This window comes from Bradyrhizobium sp. CCGE-LA001 (genome assembly GCF_000296215.2).
In the GTDB taxonomy this organism is placed as follows: domain Bacteria; phylum Pseudomonadota; class Alphaproteobacteria; order Rhizobiales; family Xanthobacteraceae; genus Bradyrhizobium.
Genome location: NZ_CP013949.1, coordinates 4,046,469 through 4,066,699 on the forward strand (window position 1 = coordinate 4,046,469; position 20,231 = coordinate 4,066,699).

Annotated in this window: 14 protein-coding genes; 11 read left to right on the forward strand and 3 right to left on the reverse strand. The window is 64.8% G+C overall.

What is annotated here, in order from left to right; genetic code table 11:
* The first annotated feature begins 69 nt into the window (after window positions 1-69).
* The 5 genes from pbpC to BCCGELA001_RS18775 all read left to right on the forward strand — a co-directional run bounded on the left by pbpC (window position 70) and on the right by BCCGELA001_RS18775 (window position 5,944).
* The gene (gene pbpC / locus BCCGELA001_RS18755; protein ID WP_060737718.1) at window positions 70-2,181 is read left to right on the forward strand and encodes a penicillin-binding protein 1C; all 2,112 of its coding nucleotides are present in this window, start codon (window positions 70-72) and stop codon (window positions 2,179-2,181) included.
* A gap of 50 nt (window positions 2,182-2,231) precedes the next feature.
* Window positions 2,232-3,974, forward strand: a complete 1,743-nt coding sequence (locus BCCGELA001_RS18760; protein ID WP_060736020.1) for an ArnT family glycosyltransferase — start codon at window positions 2,232-2,234, stop codon at window positions 3,972-3,974.
* A 1-nt stretch (window position 3,975) separates the two neighbouring features.
* A complete protein-coding gene (locus BCCGELA001_RS18765; protein WP_008559027.1) occupies window positions 3,976-4,809 on the forward strand; it encodes a phosphatase PAP2 family protein in 834 nt (277 codons plus the stop codon).
* A gap of 62 nt (window positions 4,810-4,871) precedes the next feature.
* On the forward strand, window positions 4,872-5,609 hold the full coding sequence (locus tag BCCGELA001_RS18770) for a glycosyltransferase family 2 protein (protein WP_060736021.1): 738 nt from the start codon (window positions 4,872-4,874) through the stop codon (window positions 5,607-5,609).
* Window positions 5,606-5,944, forward strand: a complete 339-nt coding sequence (locus tag BCCGELA001_RS18775) for a lipid-A-disaccharide synthase N-terminal domain-containing protein (RefSeq protein WP_008559030.1) — start codon at window positions 5,606-5,608, stop codon at window positions 5,942-5,944. The genes BCCGELA001_RS18770 and BCCGELA001_RS18775 overlap by 4 nt, the downstream gene beginning before the upstream one ends.
* A gap of 9 nt (window positions 5,945-5,953) precedes the next feature.
* Here the strand turns inward: BCCGELA001_RS18775 and BCCGELA001_RS18780 are convergent, their stop codons facing one another.
* Both BCCGELA001_RS18780 and metC read right to left on the reverse strand, forming a co-directional pair.
* A complete protein-coding gene (locus BCCGELA001_RS18780) occupies window positions 5,954-7,645 on the reverse strand; it encodes a Na/Pi cotransporter family protein (protein ID WP_008559032.1) in 1,692 nt (563 codons plus the stop codon).
* Between the two features lie 174 nt (window positions 7,646-7,819).
* Entirely contained in the window at window positions 7,820-9,004 is a 1,185-nt protein-coding gene (gene metC / locus BCCGELA001_RS18785) for a cystathionine beta-lyase (RefSeq protein ID WP_008559033.1), read from the reverse strand.
* A gap of 382 nt (window positions 9,005-9,386) precedes the next feature.
* Between metC and BCCGELA001_RS18790 the strand changes: the two genes are divergently transcribed.
* The 6 genes from BCCGELA001_RS18790 (at window position 9,387) to BCCGELA001_RS18815 (ending at window position 18,616) form a co-directional block, all read left to right on the forward strand.
* Window positions 9,387-10,403: an amino acid ABC transporter substrate-binding protein gene (locus BCCGELA001_RS18790; protein ID WP_008559035.1), complete on the forward strand. Its 1,017-nt coding sequence runs from the start codon at window positions 9,387-9,389 to the stop codon at window positions 10,401-10,403.
* 25 nt (window positions 10,404-10,428) lie between these two features.
* Window positions 10,429-11,634, forward strand: coding sequence for an amino acid ABC transporter permease (locus BCCGELA001_RS18795; protein WP_060736022.1), 1,206 nt, complete (start codon window positions 10,429-10,431; stop codon window positions 11,632-11,634).
* Entirely contained in the window at window positions 11,631-13,151 is a 1,521-nt protein-coding gene (locus BCCGELA001_RS18800) for an amino acid ABC transporter permease (RefSeq protein ID WP_008559046.1), read from the forward strand. Before BCCGELA001_RS18795 ends, BCCGELA001_RS18800 begins: the two co-directional genes overlap by 4 nt.
* Before the next feature lie 11 nt (window positions 13,152-13,162).
* Window positions 13,163-13,900, forward strand: coding sequence for an amino acid ABC transporter ATP-binding protein (locus BCCGELA001_RS18805; RefSeq protein ID WP_008559049.1), 738 nt, complete (start codon window positions 13,163-13,165; stop codon window positions 13,898-13,900).
* Between the two features lie 97 nt (window positions 13,901-13,997).
* Window positions 13,998-16,271, forward strand: coding sequence for an O-linked N-acetylglucosamine transferase, SPINDLY family protein (locus BCCGELA001_RS18810; RefSeq protein WP_008559051.1), 2,274 nt, complete (start codon window positions 13,998-14,000; stop codon window positions 16,269-16,271).
* Between the two features lie 107 nt (window positions 16,272-16,378).
* The gene (locus tag BCCGELA001_RS18815; RefSeq protein ID WP_060736023.1) at window positions 16,379-18,616 is read left to right on the forward strand and encodes an O-linked N-acetylglucosamine transferase, SPINDLY family protein; all 2,238 of its coding nucleotides are present in this window, start codon (window positions 16,379-16,381) and stop codon (window positions 18,614-18,616) included.
* 44 nt (window positions 18,617-18,660) lie between these two features.
* Here BCCGELA001_RS18815 and BCCGELA001_RS18820 read toward each other — a convergent pair whose 3' ends face one another.
* Window positions 18,661-19,695, reverse strand: coding sequence for a cysteine synthase A (locus BCCGELA001_RS18820; protein ID WP_060736024.1), 1,035 nt, complete (start codon window positions 19,693-19,695; stop codon window positions 18,661-18,663).
* Between the last annotated feature and the right edge of the window lie 536 nt (window positions 19,696-20,231).

Consider the following 20,231-nt stretch of genomic DNA (forward strand, 5'->3'; position numbering starts at 1 on the left):
CCGCACACGCAGTCGTCATGCCCGGGCTTGTCCCGGGCATCCACGAACTTTGCTGCCGCGGCGAAGGACGTGGATGGCCGGGACAAGCCCGGCCATGACGGGCGGAGAGGGCAGCTCGTCTTTCGACTTCTCTCAGCCCTCGCGCTTACCTTCATCCTCGCCATCATCGGCTTCGTCGGCTGGGTCTACTCGCTCGGCCCTTTGCCGCTCGACGAGGCGCGGCAGGTCTCCACCACCATCGTCGATCGCAACGGCAAGCTGCTGCGCGCCTATGCCATGGCCGACGGACGCTGGCGGCTGCCGGTCGACGCAAAAACGAATGTCGATCCGATCTATCTGAAGCTGCTGTTGGCCTATGAGGACCAGCGTTTCTATGCCCATGACGGAATCGACCCGCTGGCGCTGGGCCGCGCCGCATTGCAACTGACGACACGGGGCCACATCGTGTCCGGCGGCTCGACCATCACCATGCAGCTCGCGCGCCTAATGGAGCCGCGGCGGCAGCGCTCGCTCTATGCCAAGCTGCGGCAGACGGTGCGAGCCATCGAGATCGAGCGGACCCTCAGCAAGGAAGAGATCCTCGACCTCTATCTCGCGCTCGCGCCTTACGGCGGCAATCTCGAAGGCATCCGTGCGGCTTCGATCGCATATCTTGGCAAGGAGCCGAAGCGATTGTCGCTGGCCGAGGCTGCGCTGCTGGTGGCGCTGCCGCAATCGCCGGAGACGCGCCGGCTCGATCGCCATCCCGAGGCAGCCCGCATCGCGCGCGACCGCGTGCTCGACCGCATGGTCGGCGAGCATCAGGTCAGCGCTGAGGATGCGAAGCAGGCCAAGGCCGTTCCCATCCCGAAGCTGCGCAGGCCGATGCCGATCCTCGCGCCGCATGCCTCCGACAGCGCGCTGTCGATCGTCAAGGACAAGCCGGTCATCAAGCTGACGCTGGATGCGAATTTGCAGAAGGTGCTGGAGCCGCTGGCGCGCGACCGCGCGATTGCGCTTGGGCCGAACATCTCGGTCGGCATCATCGTCGTCGACAACGAGAGCGGCGACGTGCTCGCCCGCGTCGGCTCGGCCGATTATTTCGACGAGAGCCGGGCAGGGCAGGTCGACATGACCCGCGCGGTCCGTTCGCCGGGATCGACGCTGAAACCTTTCATCTATGGACTCGCCTTCGAGGACGGCTTCGTTCATCCCGAGAGCCTGATCGACGACCGGCCGGTCCGCTTCGGCTCCTACGCGCCGGAAAATTTCGACATGACGTTCCAGGGCACGGTGCCGGTGCGGAAGGCGCTGCAATTGTCGCTGAACGTACCGGCCATCGTGCTGCTCGATCGCGTCGGCTCCAGCCGGCTGACCTCGCGGCTGCGGCAGGCCGGCGGCAATCTCGTGCTGCCCAAGGACGAGGCGCCGGGCCTCGCCATGGGTCTCGGCGGCGTTGGCGTGACGCTCCAGGATCTCGTTCAGCTCTATACGGGTTTCGCGCGACTCGGCACGACCAAGCCGCTGCGCGAGATCATGGCCGACAGCGATGACCGCGAGCCGCTGCGGCTCTTGGATCAGGTCGCGGCTTGGCAAGTGGGCAACGTGCTGTTGGGCACGCCTCCGCCGGAGAACGCTGCCCATAACCGTATCGCCTTCAAGACCGGCACATCCTATGGCTATCGCGATGCCTGGTCGGTCGGCTTCGATGGCCGCATGACCATCGGCGTCTGGGTCGGCCGGCCCGACGGTGCGCCAGTTCCGGGCCTGATCGGGCGCGTCGCTGCCGCTCCGATCCTGTTCGACGCCTTCGCCCGAACCGGCAAGACGCTGGCGCCCTTGCCGAAGCCGCCCAAGGGAACTCTGGTGGCTAGCAACACCAAGCTGCCGCTGCCCTTGAAGCGGTTCCGTCCGGTCGGCGAGTTGGTGCGCACGGGAGGCGAGCAGGCCCTGCACATCCAGTTTCCGCTCAATGGCTCGCGGATCGACGTCGATCGTTCCCTTGGCCGGGAGAGCGCAGCCATGCCGGTCAAGGTCGCTGGCGGCGTGCTGCCCATGACCATCATGGTTAACGGGACTGCGCTCGGCGAGATCGACGGCCGTCGCCAGCGCCTGATCGATCCGCCCGGTCCGGGCTTTGCCCGCCTCACCGTGATCGACGCCACGGGCGCCGCGGACACAGTCGTCATTCGAATTCAGTGAGCCCGGCTCAAGCGGTTGTGGCGATGGCGGTTTCAGCGTAAGCGGAACCAATGGTCGAGACCTACCCAACTCCCCGTTTTGGAGCGCCCCGCGAGCCGAAATCGCCCGTCAATCCGGGCAGCGGGCTCGTGCGCATGCTCGATATCGCCACGGCCAGCCATGCCCGCGCGGTCGGCTTCCTGGTGCTGTGTGCGCTGCTGCTCTTCCTGCCCGGCTTCTTCACTATTCCGCCGATCGACCGCGACGAAGCACGCTTCGCCCAGGCCACCAAGCAGATGGTGGAGAGCGGCGACTATGTCGACATCCGCTTCCAGGAGGATGTCCGCTACAAGAAGCCGGTCGGCATCTATTGGCTGCAATCGGCTGCCGTGGAAGCTGCCGCGGCGCTCAAGCTGCCGAAGGCCGAATTGCGCATCTGGGTCTATCGCCTGCCGTCGCTGCTGGGAGCGATCGGCGCGGTGCTCATGACCTATTGGGCCGCGCTGGGCTTCATCACGCGGCGTGCCGCAGTGTTGGCGGCCCTCATGATGTGCGCCTCCGTGCTGCTCGGCGTCGAGGCGCGGCTCGCCAAAACCGACGCGATGCTGCTGCTCTGTGTGGTCGCGACGATGGGAGCAATGGCGCGGGCCTATCTGTCCTGGCAGCGCGCCGAGGACGAGGCCCGTCCGCCCTGGAGCTGGCCGGCTATCTTCTGGACCGCGCTCGCCGTCGGCATCCTGATCAAGGGGCCACTGATCCTGATGTTCGCGGGCCTGACCATCGTCGCGCTCGCGATCCAGGACCGTGACTCGTCTTGGCTCTGGAAGCTGCGCCCGGTCTGGGGCCTGATGTGGACGCTGGTACTGGTGCTGCCCTGGTTCGTCGCGATCTTCTGGCGCGCGGGCGAGACCTTCTTCACCGATTCCGTCGGCGGCGACATGCTGAGCAAGCTGGGGGCCCAGGAATCCCACGGCGCGCCGCCCGGGCTGTACCTGGCACTGTTCTGGATCACTTTCTGGCCCGGCGCGCCGCTCGCGGCGATGGCGGCGCCCGCGGTCTGGCGGGCGCGGCGCGAGCCTGGCGCGCAGTTCCTGCTGGCCTGGCTGATCCCGTCCTGGATCGTGTTCGAGGCGGTGCTGACCAAGCTGCCGCATTACGTGCTGCCGCTGTACCCCGCGATTGCGATCCTCACCGCCGGCGCGGTGGAGCGGCGTGTGCTGTCGCGGTCCTGGCTGATGCGCGGCGCGGCCTGGTGGTTCGCGATCCCCGCGGCCGCCTCGATCATCGCGGTGGTCGGCGCGGTGATCCTGACGCGGCAGCCGGCCTTCGTGGCCTGGCCGTTCATCGCGGCCGCGCTGATCTTCGGCCTGTTCGCCTGGTGGCTCTACGACAACAACCGGGCCGAGCGCTCGCTGCTCAACGCGCTGGTCGCCGCTTTGATGCTGGCGGTGGTTGTCTACGGCATCGTGCTGCCGTCGCTGACCCCACTGTTTCCGAGCATCGAGATCGCGCGCGCGCTGCGCAACGTCACCTGCGTCGGGCCGAAGGCGGCTTCTGCCGGCTATCACGAGCCGAGCCTGGTCTTCCTGACGGGCACGAAGACGCTGCTGACCGACGGCTCGGGTGCGGCGGACTTCCTCGGGCAAGGCAGCTGCCGCTTCGCCCTGATCGAGCAGCGCTCGGAACGCAGCTTCGTGCAGCGCGCCGAGGCGATCGGATTGCGCTACAAGGTCGGCACGCGCATCGACGGCTATAATTTCTCGCAAGGGCGTGCGATCTCGATCTCGATCTTCCGCTCGGAAGGCACCGAATAGGATGCGGGGCCCGACCGATATCGCGCCGCGTGCAGGCTATCCCGCGCACTTGCTCGCCGTGTCCTGGCGCGCGCTGGCCCAACTCGTGCGCTCGCCCTCGCATTCGCGCCGCGCCGAAGCCGCCCGAAAGCTGGCGCGGCACTCGCTGTGGCTCAGCGCAGTGGGCGCAGCCCTGGCCATCGTGCTGATGGTCGCGTTCGACCAGACCGAGATCCAGCTGATGCCGGCGCGCGGAACGCCGGGCCTATGGCCGATCCGCATCCTCACCGATTTCGGCAAGGACGAGTATCTGCTGTCGGTGATGGGTGCCGGGCTGGTGGTTCTGGCGTTGGTTGCGGCAGGGCTGCATGGGAGGCGCCGCGCGCTGCTGCTCGGCTTCGGCACGCGGCTGCAATTCCTGTTTCTGTCGGTTGCCGTGTCGGCGTTCGCCGCCGAGATTTTGAAATATGTCATCGGCCGCGGACGGCCCTTCGTCGGCGGTACGGCGAATGCATTCAACTTCGTCCCGTTCGAAGGGACGGGGGCCTATGCGAGTCTGCCCTCGGGGCATGCCGTGGCCGCGTTCGCCCTGGCGTTTGCAGTCTCGGCCTTGTGGCCGCGTTTGCGCGTGTTCATGTTCACTTACGCAATCGTGATCCTGCTGACGCGCCTCGTGCTGCTCGCGCATCATCCAAGCGACGTCGTGGCCGGTGCCCTGGTGGGAACGGTCGGCGCCATGGCCGTGCGCTACTGGTTTGCGGCCCGAAGGCTGGGTTTTGCCATCCGCTCCGACGGCGCCATCGTGGCCATCCCGGGCCCTTTCAAAAGGGTTGCCCGCGGGGCATCCGCCCCATAAAAGCGGCTGCCTGCCGGGACGCCGGTTCCCGGGGCAGGCCAATTCCAACCACGAGCCTCGATTTGTCGACGTCCCAGCCTTCGGTTTCCATCGTCGTTCCCGTGCGCAACGAAGCCGACAACATCGTGCCGCTGGTCGAGGAGATCACGGCGGCACTCGATGGCCGCTGGGACTATGAGATCATCTACGTCAACGACGGCTCGACCGATGCGACCGGCGAGCGGCTTGCCGCCATCATGAAGCAGCGGAGCAACCTGCGTCAGCTGCGCCATGCGCGATCGGGCGGTCAATCGGCGGCCGTGCGTAGCGGCGTGCGTGCGGCGCGCGGGGTCATCGTGGCCACGCTCGACGGTGACGGCCAGAACAATCCGGCGTTCCTGCCGGACCTGATCGCGGCGGTCGAGAAGGGCGCGGGGCGCGTCGGGCTCGCCGCCGGCCAGCGGATCGGGCGCAAGGACACCGGCTTCAAGAAGCTTCAGTCGCGCGTGGCGAACGGGGTTCGCAACGCGATCCTGAAGGACGGCACGCGCGATACCGGCTGCGGGTTGAAGGCGTTCCGGCGCGACGTTTTCCTGATGCTGCCCTATTTCGACGGGCTGCATCGCTTCCTGCCGGCGCTCGTCCGCCGCGAAGGCTACGACATCGCCTATGTCGATGTGATCGACCGGCCGCGCCACTCCGGTGTATCCAACTACGGCTTCTTCGACCGGCTGTGGATCGGCATCATGGATCTCGCCGGTGTGTGGTGGCTGATCCGCCGCAAGAAGCCGACTCCTGACGTGACCGAGGTGAACGCATGATCATTCAATACGGTCAGGCGCTGAGCAACTATCTCTACGACGTCTTCGTCGCCAAGTTCGATTTCTGGCTCGCGTTCGGCCTCGTCGCGCAATTGTTCTTCACCGCGCGCTTCCTGGTGCAGTGGATCGCCAGCGAGCGCGCCGGCAACAGCGTGGTGCCGATGGCGTTCTGGTTCTGCTCGATGGGCGGCGGGCTGATGACGCTGGTCTATGGCGTCGTGAAACGCGAGCCGGTCATCATTCTCGGACAGTCGCTCGCGACCGTCATCTACATCAGAAACATCATGCTGATCTGGAAGAACCGCGGCACCGCCTCGAAGACGCTGGACCGTTGATCCCGAGACCTATCGCGGTAACGCCGATGCCGCGCCTGAGGCGGGCAGGGCGGCGCGATCGGCCTCGTGCCGGCGATAGGGCTCGCCGGCCGCATCCAGCACGGGATAGGCCACCGAGCAGATATGCGAGTGGATGCGGCGCAGATCGCGCAGCACGTCCAGATGCAGCGACGTGGTCTCGATAGTCTCGGGACGCCCCTCGCGCAGCCGGTCCAGATGGCGCTCGACGGCAGCGAGCTCGGTGTTGCGCAGCGCCGTCTTCTCCACCAGCAGCTTACGCGCCTCGTTGGCGTCGCCCGACATGAAGACGCCGAAGGCGATCCGCAGCGAATCCATCGTGCGCTTGTGGAAGGCCGCGAGCTCCTCGGCGCCCTCGGCCGAGAACTGGAAGCGGTGCTTGATCTTCTTGGTGGCGAGCTCGCTGAGGCTCTTGTCGATGATGTCGCCGATATGCTCCAGGTTGATGGCGAAGGAGATGATCTCCATCGCGCGGCGTCCTTCGCTCTCGTCGAGGCTGCCCCGCATCAGCTTCGTCACGTAGAGCTTGATGGCCTCGTCGAGGCCGTCAACGAGATTGTCCGTCTTCGAGACCTGGTCGACCAGCGCACGGTCCCCCGTCATCATCGCAGCCATCACCTTGCGCAGCATGACCTCGACGAGATCGCCCATGCGCAGGGTCTCGCGGGCGGCGTCCGCGAGTGCCAGTGACGGCGTCTCCAGCGCGGTCTCGTCGAGATAGCGCGGGCGCGCCGGATCGGCCTCCCGGATGCGATCCGGCAGCAGCCGGGTCAGCAGGCGCGACATGGCATCGAGCAGGCCGATGAAGAGAACGGCCGTGCCGACGTTGAAAGCGATATGAAAGGCCGCGGTCATCTTGGCGAGATCGGGCTGCCAGGCGTGCATGTGTCCGGCGATCACGCTCAGGAAGGGCAGGACGAGGGCAGTCCCGACCACGCGGTTGACGAGATTGCCGACCGGCAGGCGATAGCTTGCGGGATCGTCGCGCCTGGCGCCCTCGAACACCGGATTGATGGCGCTGCCGAGATTGGCCCCGAGCACCAATGCGAGAGCGGCTTCCGGCGTAATGAACTGCGAATAGGCCAGCGACATGATCAGTAGCACGCTGGCAACGCTCGAATGCACCGCCCAGGTGATGAGCGCGGCGACGACGATGCACAGGATGGGATCGCCCGTGATCGCCGACATCACGACGCGCACGCCGGGCGCGTTCTCGGCCGGCGCCAGCGTGTCGAGCAGAATGTGGAGCGCGAGCAGCATCAGGCCGAGGCCGATGCAGACGCGGCCGATGTCCTTGATCCGCGAGCGCGGGCCGGAACGGAAGGCGACGAGCCCGATCACGAACAACACCGGCGCGATGGCTGCGATGTTGAACGACAGTACCTGCACGATCAGCGTCGTGCCGACATTGGCTCCCAGCATGATGGCGAGCGCGGCGGCGAGGCTGACGAGGCCTTCGGCGGCGAACGAACTCGTGATCAGCGCGGTGGCCGTGCTGCTCTGGAGCAGGGCGGTGAGACCGAGGCCGGCGGCAAATGCGTTGAAGCGGTTGCCGAGTGCCTTGCCGAGCAGGCGCCTGAGGTCGGGACCGAAGGCACGCAGGATCCCGCTGTGGACCATGTGCAGGCCCCACAACAGCAACGCAACGCCGCCCATCAGGTCGAGCAGAACCAACGTTCCCATGCTCCGTGTCCGGATTGGAGTCGATTGGTGAGGCTAGCGCCAAACGCTTGAGGATCAAACCATTTGTTGGCGCATCGGCGTTAACGTTTACGACAGGTGCACGTTCCTCCAAGGCGCGACCACGCGCCCGCAGTGTGATGCCGCGTTCTCAGGCGCGATGCCTTGCGAGCGGGCTCACATTGCCGCTTTGAGGGCAGCGAAGCCGCGGTCAAGATCGGCCTTGAGATCGTCGACGTTCTCGAGCCCGATGTGCAGGCGCAGCGTCGGGCCGCCCGGCGCCCATTTGGTCGCGGTGCGATAGGCGTCGCAGTCGAAGGGAATCGCGAGGCTCTCGAAGCCGCCCCAGGAAAAGCCCATGCCGAACAGTTTGAGTGTGTTGAGCATGGTGTCGACCGCCTTCTGCGGCGCCGGCTTCAGCACGATGCTGAACAGGCCCGAAGCGCCGGTGAAGTCGCGCTTCCAGATCGCGTGACCTGGATCGCTCTCGAGACCCGGATGCAGCACGCGCGCAACCTCGGACCGGCTGGCGAGCCAGCGCGCCATGTCGAGCCCCGAGCGATGATGCTGCGCGAGGCGCACCGAGAGCGTGCGCAAACCGCGCAGCGCGAGGAAGACGTCGTCGGGTCCGGCGCAGACGCCGAGCAGGCGAATGCCCTCGGCAATCTGCGGCCAGGCCTTGGCGTTGGCCGAGATGGTGCCGAACATGATGTCGGAATGGCCGCCGATATATTTGGTCGCGGCCTGCATGCTGATGTCGACGCCCTGGTCGAGCGAGCGGTGATAGAGCGGGGTCGCCCAGGTGTTGTCGTCGATGACGAGCGCGCCGCGGCCATGCGCGACCTCGGCGATGGCACGGATGTCAGGCATCTCGAACGACTGCGAGCCCGGTGCCTCGACCAGCACGGCGCGGGTATTGGGCTTGAACAGCTTGTCGATGCCGGCGCCGATCAGCGGATCGAAATAGGTGGTCTCGACGCCATAGCGGACGAGCATGCCGTTGCAGAAATTGCGCGAGGGCCGATAGACGTTGTCGCAGACTAGGAGATGGTCGCCGGCCTTGAGCACCGAGAGCAGGGTGGTGGAGATCGCCGACAGCCCCGACGGGACGATGCCGACGCCGGCGCATTGCGGCCCCTCCAGCGCCATCAGCGTCTCCTGGAACGCCTTGGTGGTGGGGGAACCGTGGCGGCCATAGGTGAACTCGCCGCGATGGGCGTGCAGGTCCTCGGCGGTCGGATAGAGCACGGTCGAGCCGTGGAAGACCGGCGGATTGACGAACCCCTTCTGCGCCTTGGTGTCGCGGCCGGAGGTGACCAGCCGGGTCTCGGCGTGCTGCTGGGAGGGGTGTGAGGAATCCATGCGTCTGCTTTCAAAACCGCGTTTCCCGCGGGCGCGCCGCGCCTGCCGGGCTGGCCCAAAGGCCGCTGTCGTTAATAACAGAACACAGAAGAGTCCCGTCAACCCCTTGACCCGGCAGGCCAGTCGTTCTGTGATGCGCAGGTGCTATTCAGTCGCCGCATGTTGAGGGGCAGCCGCGACCTTCGATCCCATCGTCTGACCGGACTTGTGCCACAGCCAAAAATGGCGGGCGCCAGCGGTGGGGATTAAGGGTAAGGCCTCCCGACATCGGCGAGTGTTCGGTAAGGTTTTCCAGCATGACTCTTGCAGGGCTCATCCCGGCAGAGACGATTCCAAAGACAACATTCCTGACCTTGAGACGACCTTGAAAGGCCTTCAGCCCATGAAACGCGTAACCCTGGCTCTCACACTTGCTCTCGTCGCCGGCCTGTCCACCCAAGCCGCCGATGCGCAAACGCTCAAGACCGTCAAGGACCGCGGCATGCTGTCCTGCGGCGTCAGCCAGGGCCTGCCGGGCTTCTCGTCGCCCGACGACAAGGGCAACTGGACCGGCCTCGACGTCGACCTCTGCCGCGCCATCGCCGGGGCGGTCTTCAACGATCCCACCAAGGTCAAGTACGTGCCGCTGTCCGCCAAGGACCGCTTCACGGCGCTGCAATCCGGCGAGGTCGACGTGCTCTCGCGCAACACCACCTGGACCATCTCGCGCGACACCTCGCTCGGCGCCAACTTCACCGGCGTGACCTATTACGACGGGCAGGGCTTCATGGTGAAGAAGTCGCTCAAGGTGAACTCGGCGCTCGAGCTCAACAGCGCATCTGTCTGCGTGCAGACCGGCACGACCACCGAGCAGAATCTCGCCGACTACTTCAAGGCCAACAACATGAAGTACGAGGTGATCGCGTTCGGCACCAATGACGAAACGGTCAAGGCCTATGAAGCCGGCCGCTGCGACGTGTTCACCACCGACCAGTCGGGCCTGTACGCCAACCGCCTCAAGCTCGCCAATCCCAACGACCACATGGTGCTCCCCGAAATCATCTCCAAGGAACCGCTCGGGCCGATGGTGCGCCACGGCGACGATCAGTGGTTCGACATCGTGAAATGGACGCTGTTCGCGATGATCACCGCCGAAGAGCTCGGCGTGACCTCGAAGAACGTCGACGAGAAGGCGAAGCTGGAAAACCCGGAGCTGAAGCGCGTGCTCGGCAGCGACGGCAATTTCGGCGAACAGCTCGGCCTGACCAAGGATTGGGTGGTACGGATCGTCAAGACGGTCGGCAATTACGGTGAGGTGTTCGACCGCAACGTCGGCGCCGGCTCGCCGCTCGCGATCAACCGCGGTCTGAACAATCTCTGGAACAAGGGCGGTCTCCAGTACGCGCCGCCGATCCGCTGATCGCCCCGATCCGCGGCTCGCGGCGATGAGCACCGAGGCCCGTAAACCGCCGCCCCAGATTGCGCTGAAGATCAGGCGCATGCTGGGCGGCAAGACAGGCTGGAACGGCGTCGCCGTCCAGTTTGCCTTCGCGGCGATCCTGGGCTGGATCGGCTATGAGATCGTCTCCAACGCCCGCGCCAATCTGGCGAACCAGCACATTGCCGCGGGCTTCGGCTTCCTCAGGAACAATGCCGGCTTCGACGTCAACCAGACCCTGATCTCCTACACCGGCTCAGACACGTTCCTGCGCGTGTTCGTGGTCGGCCTGCTCAACACGCTCGTGGTCTCGGTGGTCGGAATCGTCCTCGCCACCGTGATCGGCTTCATCGTCGCGCTCTGCCGGCTCTCGCCGAACTGGCTGCTGTCCCGGGTCGGCGAGATCTACGTCGAGGTCATCCGCAATCTGCCGCTCTTGTTCCAGATCCTGTTCTGGTACCTCGCGGTGCTGGCGGCACTGCCCAATCCGCGGCAGAGCATCTCGCTGCTCGGCATCAGCTTCCTCAGCAATCGCGGCCTCGTCATTCCATCGCCGATTGGCGGCAGCGGCTTCGTGCCGTTCCTGGCGATGCTGGCGCTCGGCATCGTGGCATCGCTGGCCCTGCGCATCCATGCAAGGCGCGCGCTGTTTCAGCGGGGGGAGGTGATCCGGATCTGGCCTTACGTGCTGGGCCTCTTGGTCGGGCTGCCGCTCGCGACCGTGCTGGTGTTTGGTCTGCCCTTTACCTTCGAGCTGCCGCAGCTCAAGGGGTTCAATTTCGCCGGCGGCGCGCGCATCATTCCGGAGTTCGTGGCGCTCACGCTGGCGCTGGCGACCTACACCGCCGCCTTCATCGCCGAGATCGTCCGCGCCGGCATCCTGTCCGTGCACAAGGGGCAGATGGAGGCGGGGTCCTCCCTGGGCCTGAGCCGCGGCACCACGCTCCGCCTGATCGTCGTGCCGCAGGCCATGCGTGTGATCGTGCCGCCGCTGACCAACCAGTATCTCAACCTGACCAAGAACTCCTCGCTGGCGGTCGCGATTGGCTATCCCGACCTCGTGTCGGTGTTCGCCGGCACCTCGCTGAGCCAGACCGGGCAGGCGATCGAGATCATCGCCATGACGATGGGCGTCTACCTCTTGATCTCGCTCCTCACCAGCGCGATCATGAGCGTCTATGGGTGGCGCGTCAGCCGGAGTCTCGGCGCATGAGCGATGTCACCACCTCCGCCTTCGTCCGTCAGGATTTGGTTGCCGAGCGTCCGGCACCGGTCAAGACCACGGGCTTGATCGGCGTGCTGCGCACTCGCCTGTTCAGTTCACCAACCAACATCCTGCTCACGATCGTGGGCGCGCTGCTGCTCTGGTTCACGATTGTCCCTTCCGTCAAGTTCCTGGTGATCGATGCGGTCTGGACCGGCAAGGATCGCGCAGCGTGCCTCAGCGAAAACGCCGGTTTTGTCGTTGGCGCGTGCTGGCCCTACATCCAGGCCAAGCTGCCGCAGCTGATCTACGGATTCTATCCCGAGGCCGAGCGCTGGCGGGTCGATCTCACTTTCGTCCTGGCCGTGGTCCTGCTGGTGCCGATGCTCGTGCCGCGGCTGCCGGCGAAGAATCTCAATGCCGGCCTGTTCTTCGTCGCCTTTCCGGTGGTCGCATTCTTCCTGCTGCACGGCGGCGGCATCAAGGGCTTCGGCCTGAGCTGGACGGCCAGCCTCCTGCAACTGTTCGAAGAGAGCATCGTCGGGGCCGGGCAGGCGCTGCTCAATCTCAGCAAGACCTCCGCCATCGCCCCGCTGCTGTGGGGTCTCGGAAACCTGATCGTGCTGGTCGGCACGGCGATCTCCTGGCTGATCTTTCCGCTCACCTGGCTGCGCGATCACATCCAGACGATGGGGCAGCCGGTCTGGGCCGATTTCGCCGTCACGGCCGCGATCGTCTGCCTGATCGCCTTCGTGCTCGGTGGCGGCATTCGTACCGGATGGCGAGCCCTCGTGTGGAGTATCGTCACCTTCGTTGCCATCGCGATCGTCATGAAGCTGATGGGGCTTGACCGCGGGGGACTGCCGGTTGTGTCGACCAATCTGTGGGGCGGGCTTCTGGTGACGCTGGTCGTCTCCGTCACCGGCATCGTCACCTCGCTGCCGATCGGCATTGCGCTAGCGCTCGGCCGCCGCTCCACCATTCCGCTGATCCGGATCTTCTCGATCGCCTTCATCGAGTTCTGGCGCGGTGTGCCGCTGATCACCGTGCTGTTCTTCGCCACCTACATGCTGCCGCTGTTCCTGCCGGGCAATTTCACGGTCGATGGCCTGGTTCGCGCGCTGATCGGCATCGCGCTGTTCACGGGGGCCTATCAGGCCGAGAACGTCCGCGGCGGTCTCGCCGCGATCCCGCGCGGGCAAAGCGAGGCGGCGGCGGCGCTGGGGCTGTCCTGGTGGAAGACGACCTCGCTGATCGTGCTGCCGCAGGCGCTGCGTCACGTCATTCCGAACCTCGTCAACAGCTTCATCTCGCTGTTCAAGGATACCTCGCTGGTCTCGATCGTGGCGCTGTTCGATCTCCTCGGCTCTCTGCGCGCCTCGTTCTCGGACCCAAAATGGTCGACGCCGTCGACCTTGTTCACCGGCTTTGCCTTCGCCGGCATCGTCTACTTCATCTTCTGCTTTGGAATGTCGCGCTACTCGCTCTTCGTCGAGCATCGCCTCAACGCTCACCGCCGCAACTGATGGAGCGCGCCATGTCCGATCCCATCGTCAAGATTTCCGGGCTCAACAAATGGTACGGCGAGTTTCACGTGTTGCGCGACATCGACCTCGAGGTCGGCAAGGGTGAGCGCATCGTGATCTGCGGCCCCTCGGGCTCGGGCAAATCGACGCTGATCCGCTGCGTCAACGCGCTGGAGGAATTCCAGGAGGGTGAGATCGTCGTCGACGGCATCGAGCTCGGGCCGAACCTCAAGCATGTCGATGCGGTGCGCCGCGAAGTCGGCATGGTGTTTCAGAGCTTCAACCTGTTTCCGCATCTGACGGTCCTGGACAATTGCACGCTGGCGCCGATCTGGGTGCGCAACATCCCCAAGAAGGACGCCGAGGCGACCGCCATGAAATTCCTGGAGCGGGTCAAGATCCCGCATCAGGCCAACAAGTTTCCGGGCCAGATGTCCGGCGGCCAGCAGCAGCGCGTCGCGATCGCCCGCGCGCTGACCATGAACCCGAAGGTGATGCTGTTCGACGAGCCGACCTCCGCGCTCGACCCCGAGATGGTCAAGGAGGTGCTCGACACCATGGTCGACCTCGCCGGGGAAGGCATGACTATGCTGGTCGTCACTCACGAGATGGGCTTTGCCCGCGAAGTCGCCAACCGCGTCGTGTTCATGGACGCCGGTCAGATCATCGAGGCCAACACGCCGAACGAGTTCTTCGCAGCCCCGCAGCACGCCCGCACGAAGCTGTTCCTGAGCCAGATCCTGCGCTGAGCCCCGGGAAATCCCGGGGGTGTCTCGCCCAGCTGATCGGCTGGCTGCCGCCGCGAATCAGCTAGACTCCTGCCGGACTACCCTCCGGAGAGACACCTTGCAGAGCAGCGGCGGCGGCGCGCGCGCATTCCAGAATGCGCGATTGCAGAAGAAATTGATGAAGCAGGCGGACGCTATCCTCTCCACAGCGGCCGCCGCCTATGGCCGGGGCAGATATACCGAAACCGAAGCGCTCTGCCGTGAGATATTGAAGGCGATCCCCAATCATGTCGACGCCATGCATCTGCTCGGCATGTGCGCCCATGACGGTCGGCGCCTGGAGGAGGCGCAACAGCTGCTCGAGCGCGTGATCGAGCTCGATCCACGTCTGCACGATGCTCACAACAATCTGGCGACCGTGCATTTCGACCTCGGCAATTACGAGGACGCGCGGCGGTGCCAGGAGAAGGCAATCGCCCTGAAGCCGAATTTCGCGGTGGCGTTGACCAATCTCGGCAACACGCTGATGCATATGGGGCGGTACGAACAGGCGCTCGAGATGCACGAGCGTGCCATCAAGCTGAAGCCGGATTATGCCGATGCGCTGTGCAACCGTGGCATGGTCGAGATCGTGCTTGGGCAGATCATGCGCGCCAAGGAGAGTTTCGATCGCGCCCTGCTGTTTCAGCCGCGTCACGCCGAGGCCATCGTCGGCAGCGGCATGGTCAGCATGGAACTGCGACACTACGAAGAGGCGGCCGCCAAATTCGTTACGGCGCTGGCCATCAAGCCGGGCGCGCCGAGGATCCTGGCCCAGCGTGGGCGGCTCAGTTACGAGCTGCAGCGCCTGGAGCCCGCACTTGCAGATTTCGAGGCGGCGCTTGCAATCTCGCCGAAGCTCGAACTGGCGCTCCGGGGTAAGGCTCAGACCTGCCTCGTCATGGGAAAGACCGCGCAGGCGATGGCCGCGGCGGCGACCTTGATCGAGCGAAATCCGCGCTCCGAGATGGGAATGGCGCTGATGGGCTTCGCTTATTCGAACCAGGGCGACATGGACACCGCGATCGAATATCTCGATCGCGCGCTAGATTTGCGCCCGGACTATGGGGATGCAATCAGGGGCAAGATCTTCCTGCAGGACTACCGCGCCGAGGCCGATTTCGTGGTCCAGCAGGCGGTGCGAAAATCCTGGTGGGACGCGATCGGCTCGAGGATACCGCAAAGGACGCTGCCGAAGCGGCCGCTGGACCCGGAGAAGCGAATCGTGGTCGGCTATGTCGCCGCCGAATTCCGGCAGCACTCGGCAGGCCTTACCCTGCTGCCGGTGCTGCGCAACCATGATCACGCCAAGTTTGAGATCATCTGCTACTATTCCTGGCCGGGCGCGGACGAGTACACCGCCATGTTCAAGTCATTGGCGGACGTCTGGGTTGATGCCTGGGGTCTTTCAGACGACGAACTCGCCGATCGCATTGAGGCCGACCAGGTCGATATCCTGATCGACGTTTCGGGCCACACCACCGGGAACAGGCTGCAATGCTTCGCGCGGAAGCCGGCGCCGATCCAGGCCACCGGCTTCGGTCATGCGACGGGCACGGGCATGCCGACGATGGACTATGTGCTGGCGGATCCCATCTTCATTCCGCCTTCGGTCCGGCATCTGTTTCCGGAAAAGATCTTCGATCTGCCGTGCCTGATCACGATGGAGCCCGTCACCAATCTGCAGCCCTCGGAGCTGCCGATGCTGCGCAACGGCTACGTCACGTTCGGGGTATTCAACCGCATTTACAAGATCTCGGATGACGCGATCCGGGTGTGGTCGCGCATCATGCGGGAGGTGCCTGGATCGAAGATCGTTCTCAAGCATGGTCTGCTGGACGATACCCTGCTGCGCGACAGCCTGGTCGCACGGTTCGTGGCGCAGGGCATTGCGGAGGAGAACATCACCTGCCTCGGCACGACCTCGCGCGACGACCACCTCATCGCGTTCGACCAGATCGATATTTCGCTCGACACGTTCCCGCAAAACGGCGGCATCAGCACTTGGGAGTCCCTCTACAAGGGCGTTCCCGTGGTCGCCAAGCTCGGCAATGGAGCCTCCTCGCGTGCCGGCGGCTCCATCGTGGCCGCCGTCGGTCTCGGCGACTGGGTCGCGGAGGATGACGACGGCTATGTCGAGATCGCCCGCAAATTCGCAACGCAGCCCGGTCATCTCGCAAAGCTGCGCGCTGAGTTGCCGGCTCGGATCGCAGCCTCGCCCGCCGGCAACGTCGAGATCTACACGCGTGAGCTCGAAGCGGGATATCGGCAGTTCTGGCGCGACTATTGCGCCGCGGCCTCTGATGGCGGCGACGCTGCGACAATTATGGCCGACGCACCGACCGGTTCCTGAGCCGGATCAGCAGCGAGCCCCGGGATAACCCGGGCCGATTTCATCCCCTCCGGCCCGTTTGTGCGAATCAGCTAGACTCGCGGCGGGCCATCTTCCGGAGAGACACCTTGCAGAGCAGCGCCGGCGCGCGCGCATTCCAGAATGCGCGGTTGCAGAAGAAGTTGAAGAAGCAGGCCGATGCTGCCATCGCCGCTGCAGCGAGCGCTTATGGCCAGGGCAGGTATGCAGAGACCGATGCGATCTGCCGCCAGATCGTGCAGGCCATTCCGGATCATTTCGACGCCACGCACCTACTCGGCTTGTGCGCGCAACAGCGCGGGCGCCCTGAAGAGGCGCAGCAGCTGCTCGAACGCGCGGTCGCGATCGATCCGCGTTCGCACGAGGCTCATAGCAATCTCGCGTCCGTGTACTTCGTCCTTCAGAAACCAGAGGCGGCCCGGGCCTGCCAGGAGAAGGCGATCGCGCTGAAGCCGAATTTCACGCCGGCTTTGGCCGGCCTGGGCAGCGTCTTGCTTCAGATGAACCTGCCCGAACAGGCCATCGAGATGTACGACCGGGCGATCAAACTGAAGCCTGACTATGCCGACGCGCTTTGCAATCGTGGCGTTGCGGAGATGGCGCTGTATAGATTTGACCGCGCCAAACAGAGCTTTGATCGTGCGCTGTTGTTTCAGCCGCGCCACGTCGAAGCGCTCGCGGGTAAAGGCATGGTCGGCATCGAGCTCAGGCGTTACGACGAGGCGGAAGCCGCGCTCTCAGCGGCGCTCGCGGTCAAACCCGATTCCGCGAAGATTTGGGCGCAGCGCGGACGCCTCAATGCCGAACTGTTGCGGCTTGAACAGGCGGCAGCGGACTTCGATGCGGCACTTGCATTGTCGCCCCGGCTTGAAGTTGCCTTGCGTGGAAAGGCAGAGGTCTCGCTCAGCCTAGGAAATACTGCACAGGCGATCCTGGCCTGCACGACCTTGCTGGAGCAAAATCCACACTCCACCATCGCGATGGCGCTGCTGAGCTCCTGTTTTGCAAACCAGGGAGAGATCGCGTCCGCCATCGAACATCTCGATGCGGCGCTGGCGATCTCGCCGGATCCGGACCTGATCGCGCGGAAGATTTACTTTCTGGACTTTCTTCCCGAGGCCGATTTCACGATCCAGCAGGCCACGCGGAAGTCTTGGGGGCAGGCGATCGGCGCAAGAGTGCCGCAACGCACGCTCGCGCCCAGGCAGCTCGACCCCGACAGGCGGATCGTGATCGGCTATGTCTCCGCCGAATTTCGGTATCACTCGGCGGCGTTCGGCCTGCTGCCGGTACTGCGCCATCATGACCATGCCAACTTCGACGTCGCTTGCTATTCGTGTTCGCCGATACGAGACGAGGTGACAGCCGAATTCCAGTCGTCTGCAGACGTCTGGGTCGATGCCTGGCAGATGTTTGACGACCAATTGGCTGACCGTATCCAGGCCGACAAGGTCGATATCCTGATCGACGTGTCCGGGCATTCGTCGGGCAACAGGCTCCAGGTCTTCGCCCGCAAGCCGGTCCCCATTCAGGTCACGGGCTTCGGACACGCGACCGGCACGGGTCTTCCAACGATGGATTACGTGCTCGCCGATCCGGTCTTCATTCCGCAATCGGCGCGGCATCTGCTGGCCGAAAAGGTCTTCGACCTGCCGTGCCTGATCACGACCGATCCCATCCTGGATGTGCCGCCTTCGGAGCTTCCCATGCTCCGCAACGGCCACGTTACTTTCGGCGTGTTCAACCGCGTCAACAAGATCTCGGACGAGGCCATCCGCGTCTGGGCGAAGGTGATGCGCGAGGTGCCGGGATCGAAGATCATCATCAAGCACACCCTGCTTGACGATCCCCTGGTGCGTGACGGCCTGCTCGCTCGATTTGTGGCGCAGGGGATTGCGGAAGGCAACATCACCTGCCTCGGCTCGTCCGATCGCACCGAGCATCTGCGGGCCTTCGCGAATGTCGACATCTCGCTCGATCCATTCCCGCAGAACGGCGGCGTCAGCACCTGGGAATCTCTCTATGCGGGCGTTCCCGTCGTCGCCAAGCTCGGCCATGGTGCATCCTCGCGGGCCGGCGGCTCCATCGTGACGGCAGTCGGGCTCGATGACTGGGTCGCAGAAGACGACGAGGGCTACGCGGCGATCGCATGCAAGCACGCGGCGCAGCCTGCTTACCTGGCGAAGCTGCGCGCGGAGCTGCCGGCTCGGATCGCTGCCTCGCCGGCCGGCAATGTCGAGATCTATACGCGCCAGGTCGAGGCCGGCTATCGCCAGTTCTGGCGCGACTATTGTGCCGCGGCCTCGGCGAACGGCGAGGGCGCCTAAAGCGCCGGCCTGAGCGCGCGTCCGACGCGCGCTCGCTATGGCTATCAGACGAAGGGCGGCTTGATGTTGCTGCGCTTCTCCAGCCACTCGGGCACGGGCAGGTTCTTGGCGCGCATGAAGTCCGCGTTGAACAGCTTGGACTGATAGCGGCTGCCGGAATCGCAGAGCACGGTGACGATCGTCTTGCCCGGTCCGAGCTGCTTGGCCAGCCGCATCGCGCCGACGATGTTGATGCCGGTCGAGCCGCCGAGGCACAGGCCTTCGTGCTGGAGCAGCTCGTAGATCGCGCTGACCGCTTCGGCGTCGGGAATGAGATAGGCGTCGTCGACCTTGGCCGTCTCGACGATTGCGGTGGCGCGGTTGAGGCCGATGCCCTCGGTGATCGAGCCGCCCGGCGTCGCCTTGGCATCGCCGGTCCTGAAATATTCGTACATGCCGGCGCCGTGCGGATCGGCGCAGGCGATGCGGATGCTGTTGTTCTTCTCTTTCAGGTAGCGACTGGTGCCGGCGAGGGTGCCGCCGCTGCCGACCGAGCAGACGAAGCCGTCGACCTTGCCGCCGGTCTGCTCCCAGATCTCGGGTCCGGTGGATTCGTAATGCGCCTTGGCATTGTCGAGGTTGTTCCACTGGTCGGCGAACAGCACGCCATTGGGCTCGGTCTTGCGCAGCTCGTCGGCGAGCCGGCGGCCGACATGCTGGTAGTTGTTGGGATTGGCATAGGGCAGCGCCGGCACCTCGATCAGCTCGGCGCCGCACAGCTTCAGGAAATCCTTCTTCTCCTGACTCTGCGTCTCCGGGATCACGATCAGCGTGCGGTAGCCGCGCGCGCTGGCAACGACGGCAAGGCCAATGCCGGTATTGCCGGCGGTCGCCTCCACCACCAGCCCCCCGGGCTTCAGCTCGCCGCGCTTCTCAGCCTCCAGGATCATCCATTTGCCGGCGCGATCCTTCACCGACTGGCCGGGATTCATGAACTCGGCCTTGCCCAGGATGGTGCAGCCGGTCAATTCCGAGGCGCGCTTGAGCTTGATGAGCGGGGTGTTGCCGATGGCTTCGACAACGTCATTCGTGAAGGTCATATCGGGGGAAATCACTGGCAAAGGGTTGATCAGGCTGGCCAGAACCTAGTGCTTGCACGGCAAAAGGGAAAGGCTTTTGCACTGCGGCGAAACCGGCCGAAGTTGCCGCGGCAGCAGGGTTATTTTGAGCCCGCAGACTTCAGCAAGGATGTGCCCGACCGCCAGGCGGGATAATCGGAGAGGAACATCCGCGATCCTCCTCGGAGCACGGAAGCTGGCGATCGTCTTGGGCCGCTCTGACAATCGTCTCGCCTCCGACCGATGAGGTCGACGCCGGGGTGCTCGGTGGCATGGCTGCTGGACGGAGATCTGCGTGAGTGAGACGCATTCGCAATTTCGGCAATTGACGATCTCGTGAGAGCGCCCGTCTGAGCGCGAGATCGAAGCTGAAGTCGCGTTAATGCCGTTAAGCAGCGTGACCGCGCGGTTGTTGCGGCAATATCACATGAAATCTTAGTAAGCTTGAACGCGTGGCAGGACTGCACAACAATGAAAGAAGTCCCTGCGAGACAGGGATATTTCTCATTTGTGTGGTC

Excerpts from the sequence above, each read along its gene's own strand:
- BCCGELA001_RS18760 (WP_060736020.1), top strand. The coding sequence starts at position 2,232 with ATGGTCGAGACCTACCCAACTCCCCGTTTTGGAGCGCCCCGCGAGCCG.
- BCCGELA001_RS18765 (WP_008559027.1), top strand. The coding sequence starts at position 3,976 with ATGCGGGGCCCGACCGATATCGCGCCGCGTGCAGGCTATCCCGCGCAC.
- BCCGELA001_RS18775 (WP_008559030.1), top strand. The coding sequence starts at position 5,606 with ATGATCATTCAATACGGTCAGGCGCTGAGCAACTATCTCTACGACGTC.
- BCCGELA001_RS18780 (WP_008559032.1), bottom strand. The coding sequence starts at position 7,645 with ATGGGAACGTTGGTTCTGCTCGACCTGATGGGCGGCGTTGCGTTGCTG.
- metC (WP_008559033.1), bottom strand. The coding sequence starts at position 9,004 with ATGGATTCCTCACACCCCTCCCAGCAGCACGCCGAGACCCGGCTGGTC.
- BCCGELA001_RS18790 (WP_008559035.1), top strand. The coding sequence starts at position 9,387 with ATGAAACGCGTAACCCTGGCTCTCACACTTGCTCTCGTCGCCGGCCTG.
- BCCGELA001_RS18795 (WP_060736022.1), top strand. The coding sequence starts at position 10,429 with ATGAGCACCGAGGCCCGTAAACCGCCGCCCCAGATTGCGCTGAAGATC.
- BCCGELA001_RS18800 (WP_008559046.1), top strand. The coding sequence starts at position 11,631 with ATGAGCGATGTCACCACCTCCGCCTTCGTCCGTCAGGATTTGGTTGCC.
- BCCGELA001_RS18805 (WP_008559049.1), top strand. The coding sequence starts at position 13,163 with ATGTCCGATCCCATCGTCAAGATTTCCGGGCTCAACAAATGGTACGGC.
- BCCGELA001_RS18820 (WP_060736024.1), bottom strand. The coding sequence starts at position 19,695 with ATGACCTTCACGAATGACGTTGTCGAAGCCATCGGCAACACCCCGCTC.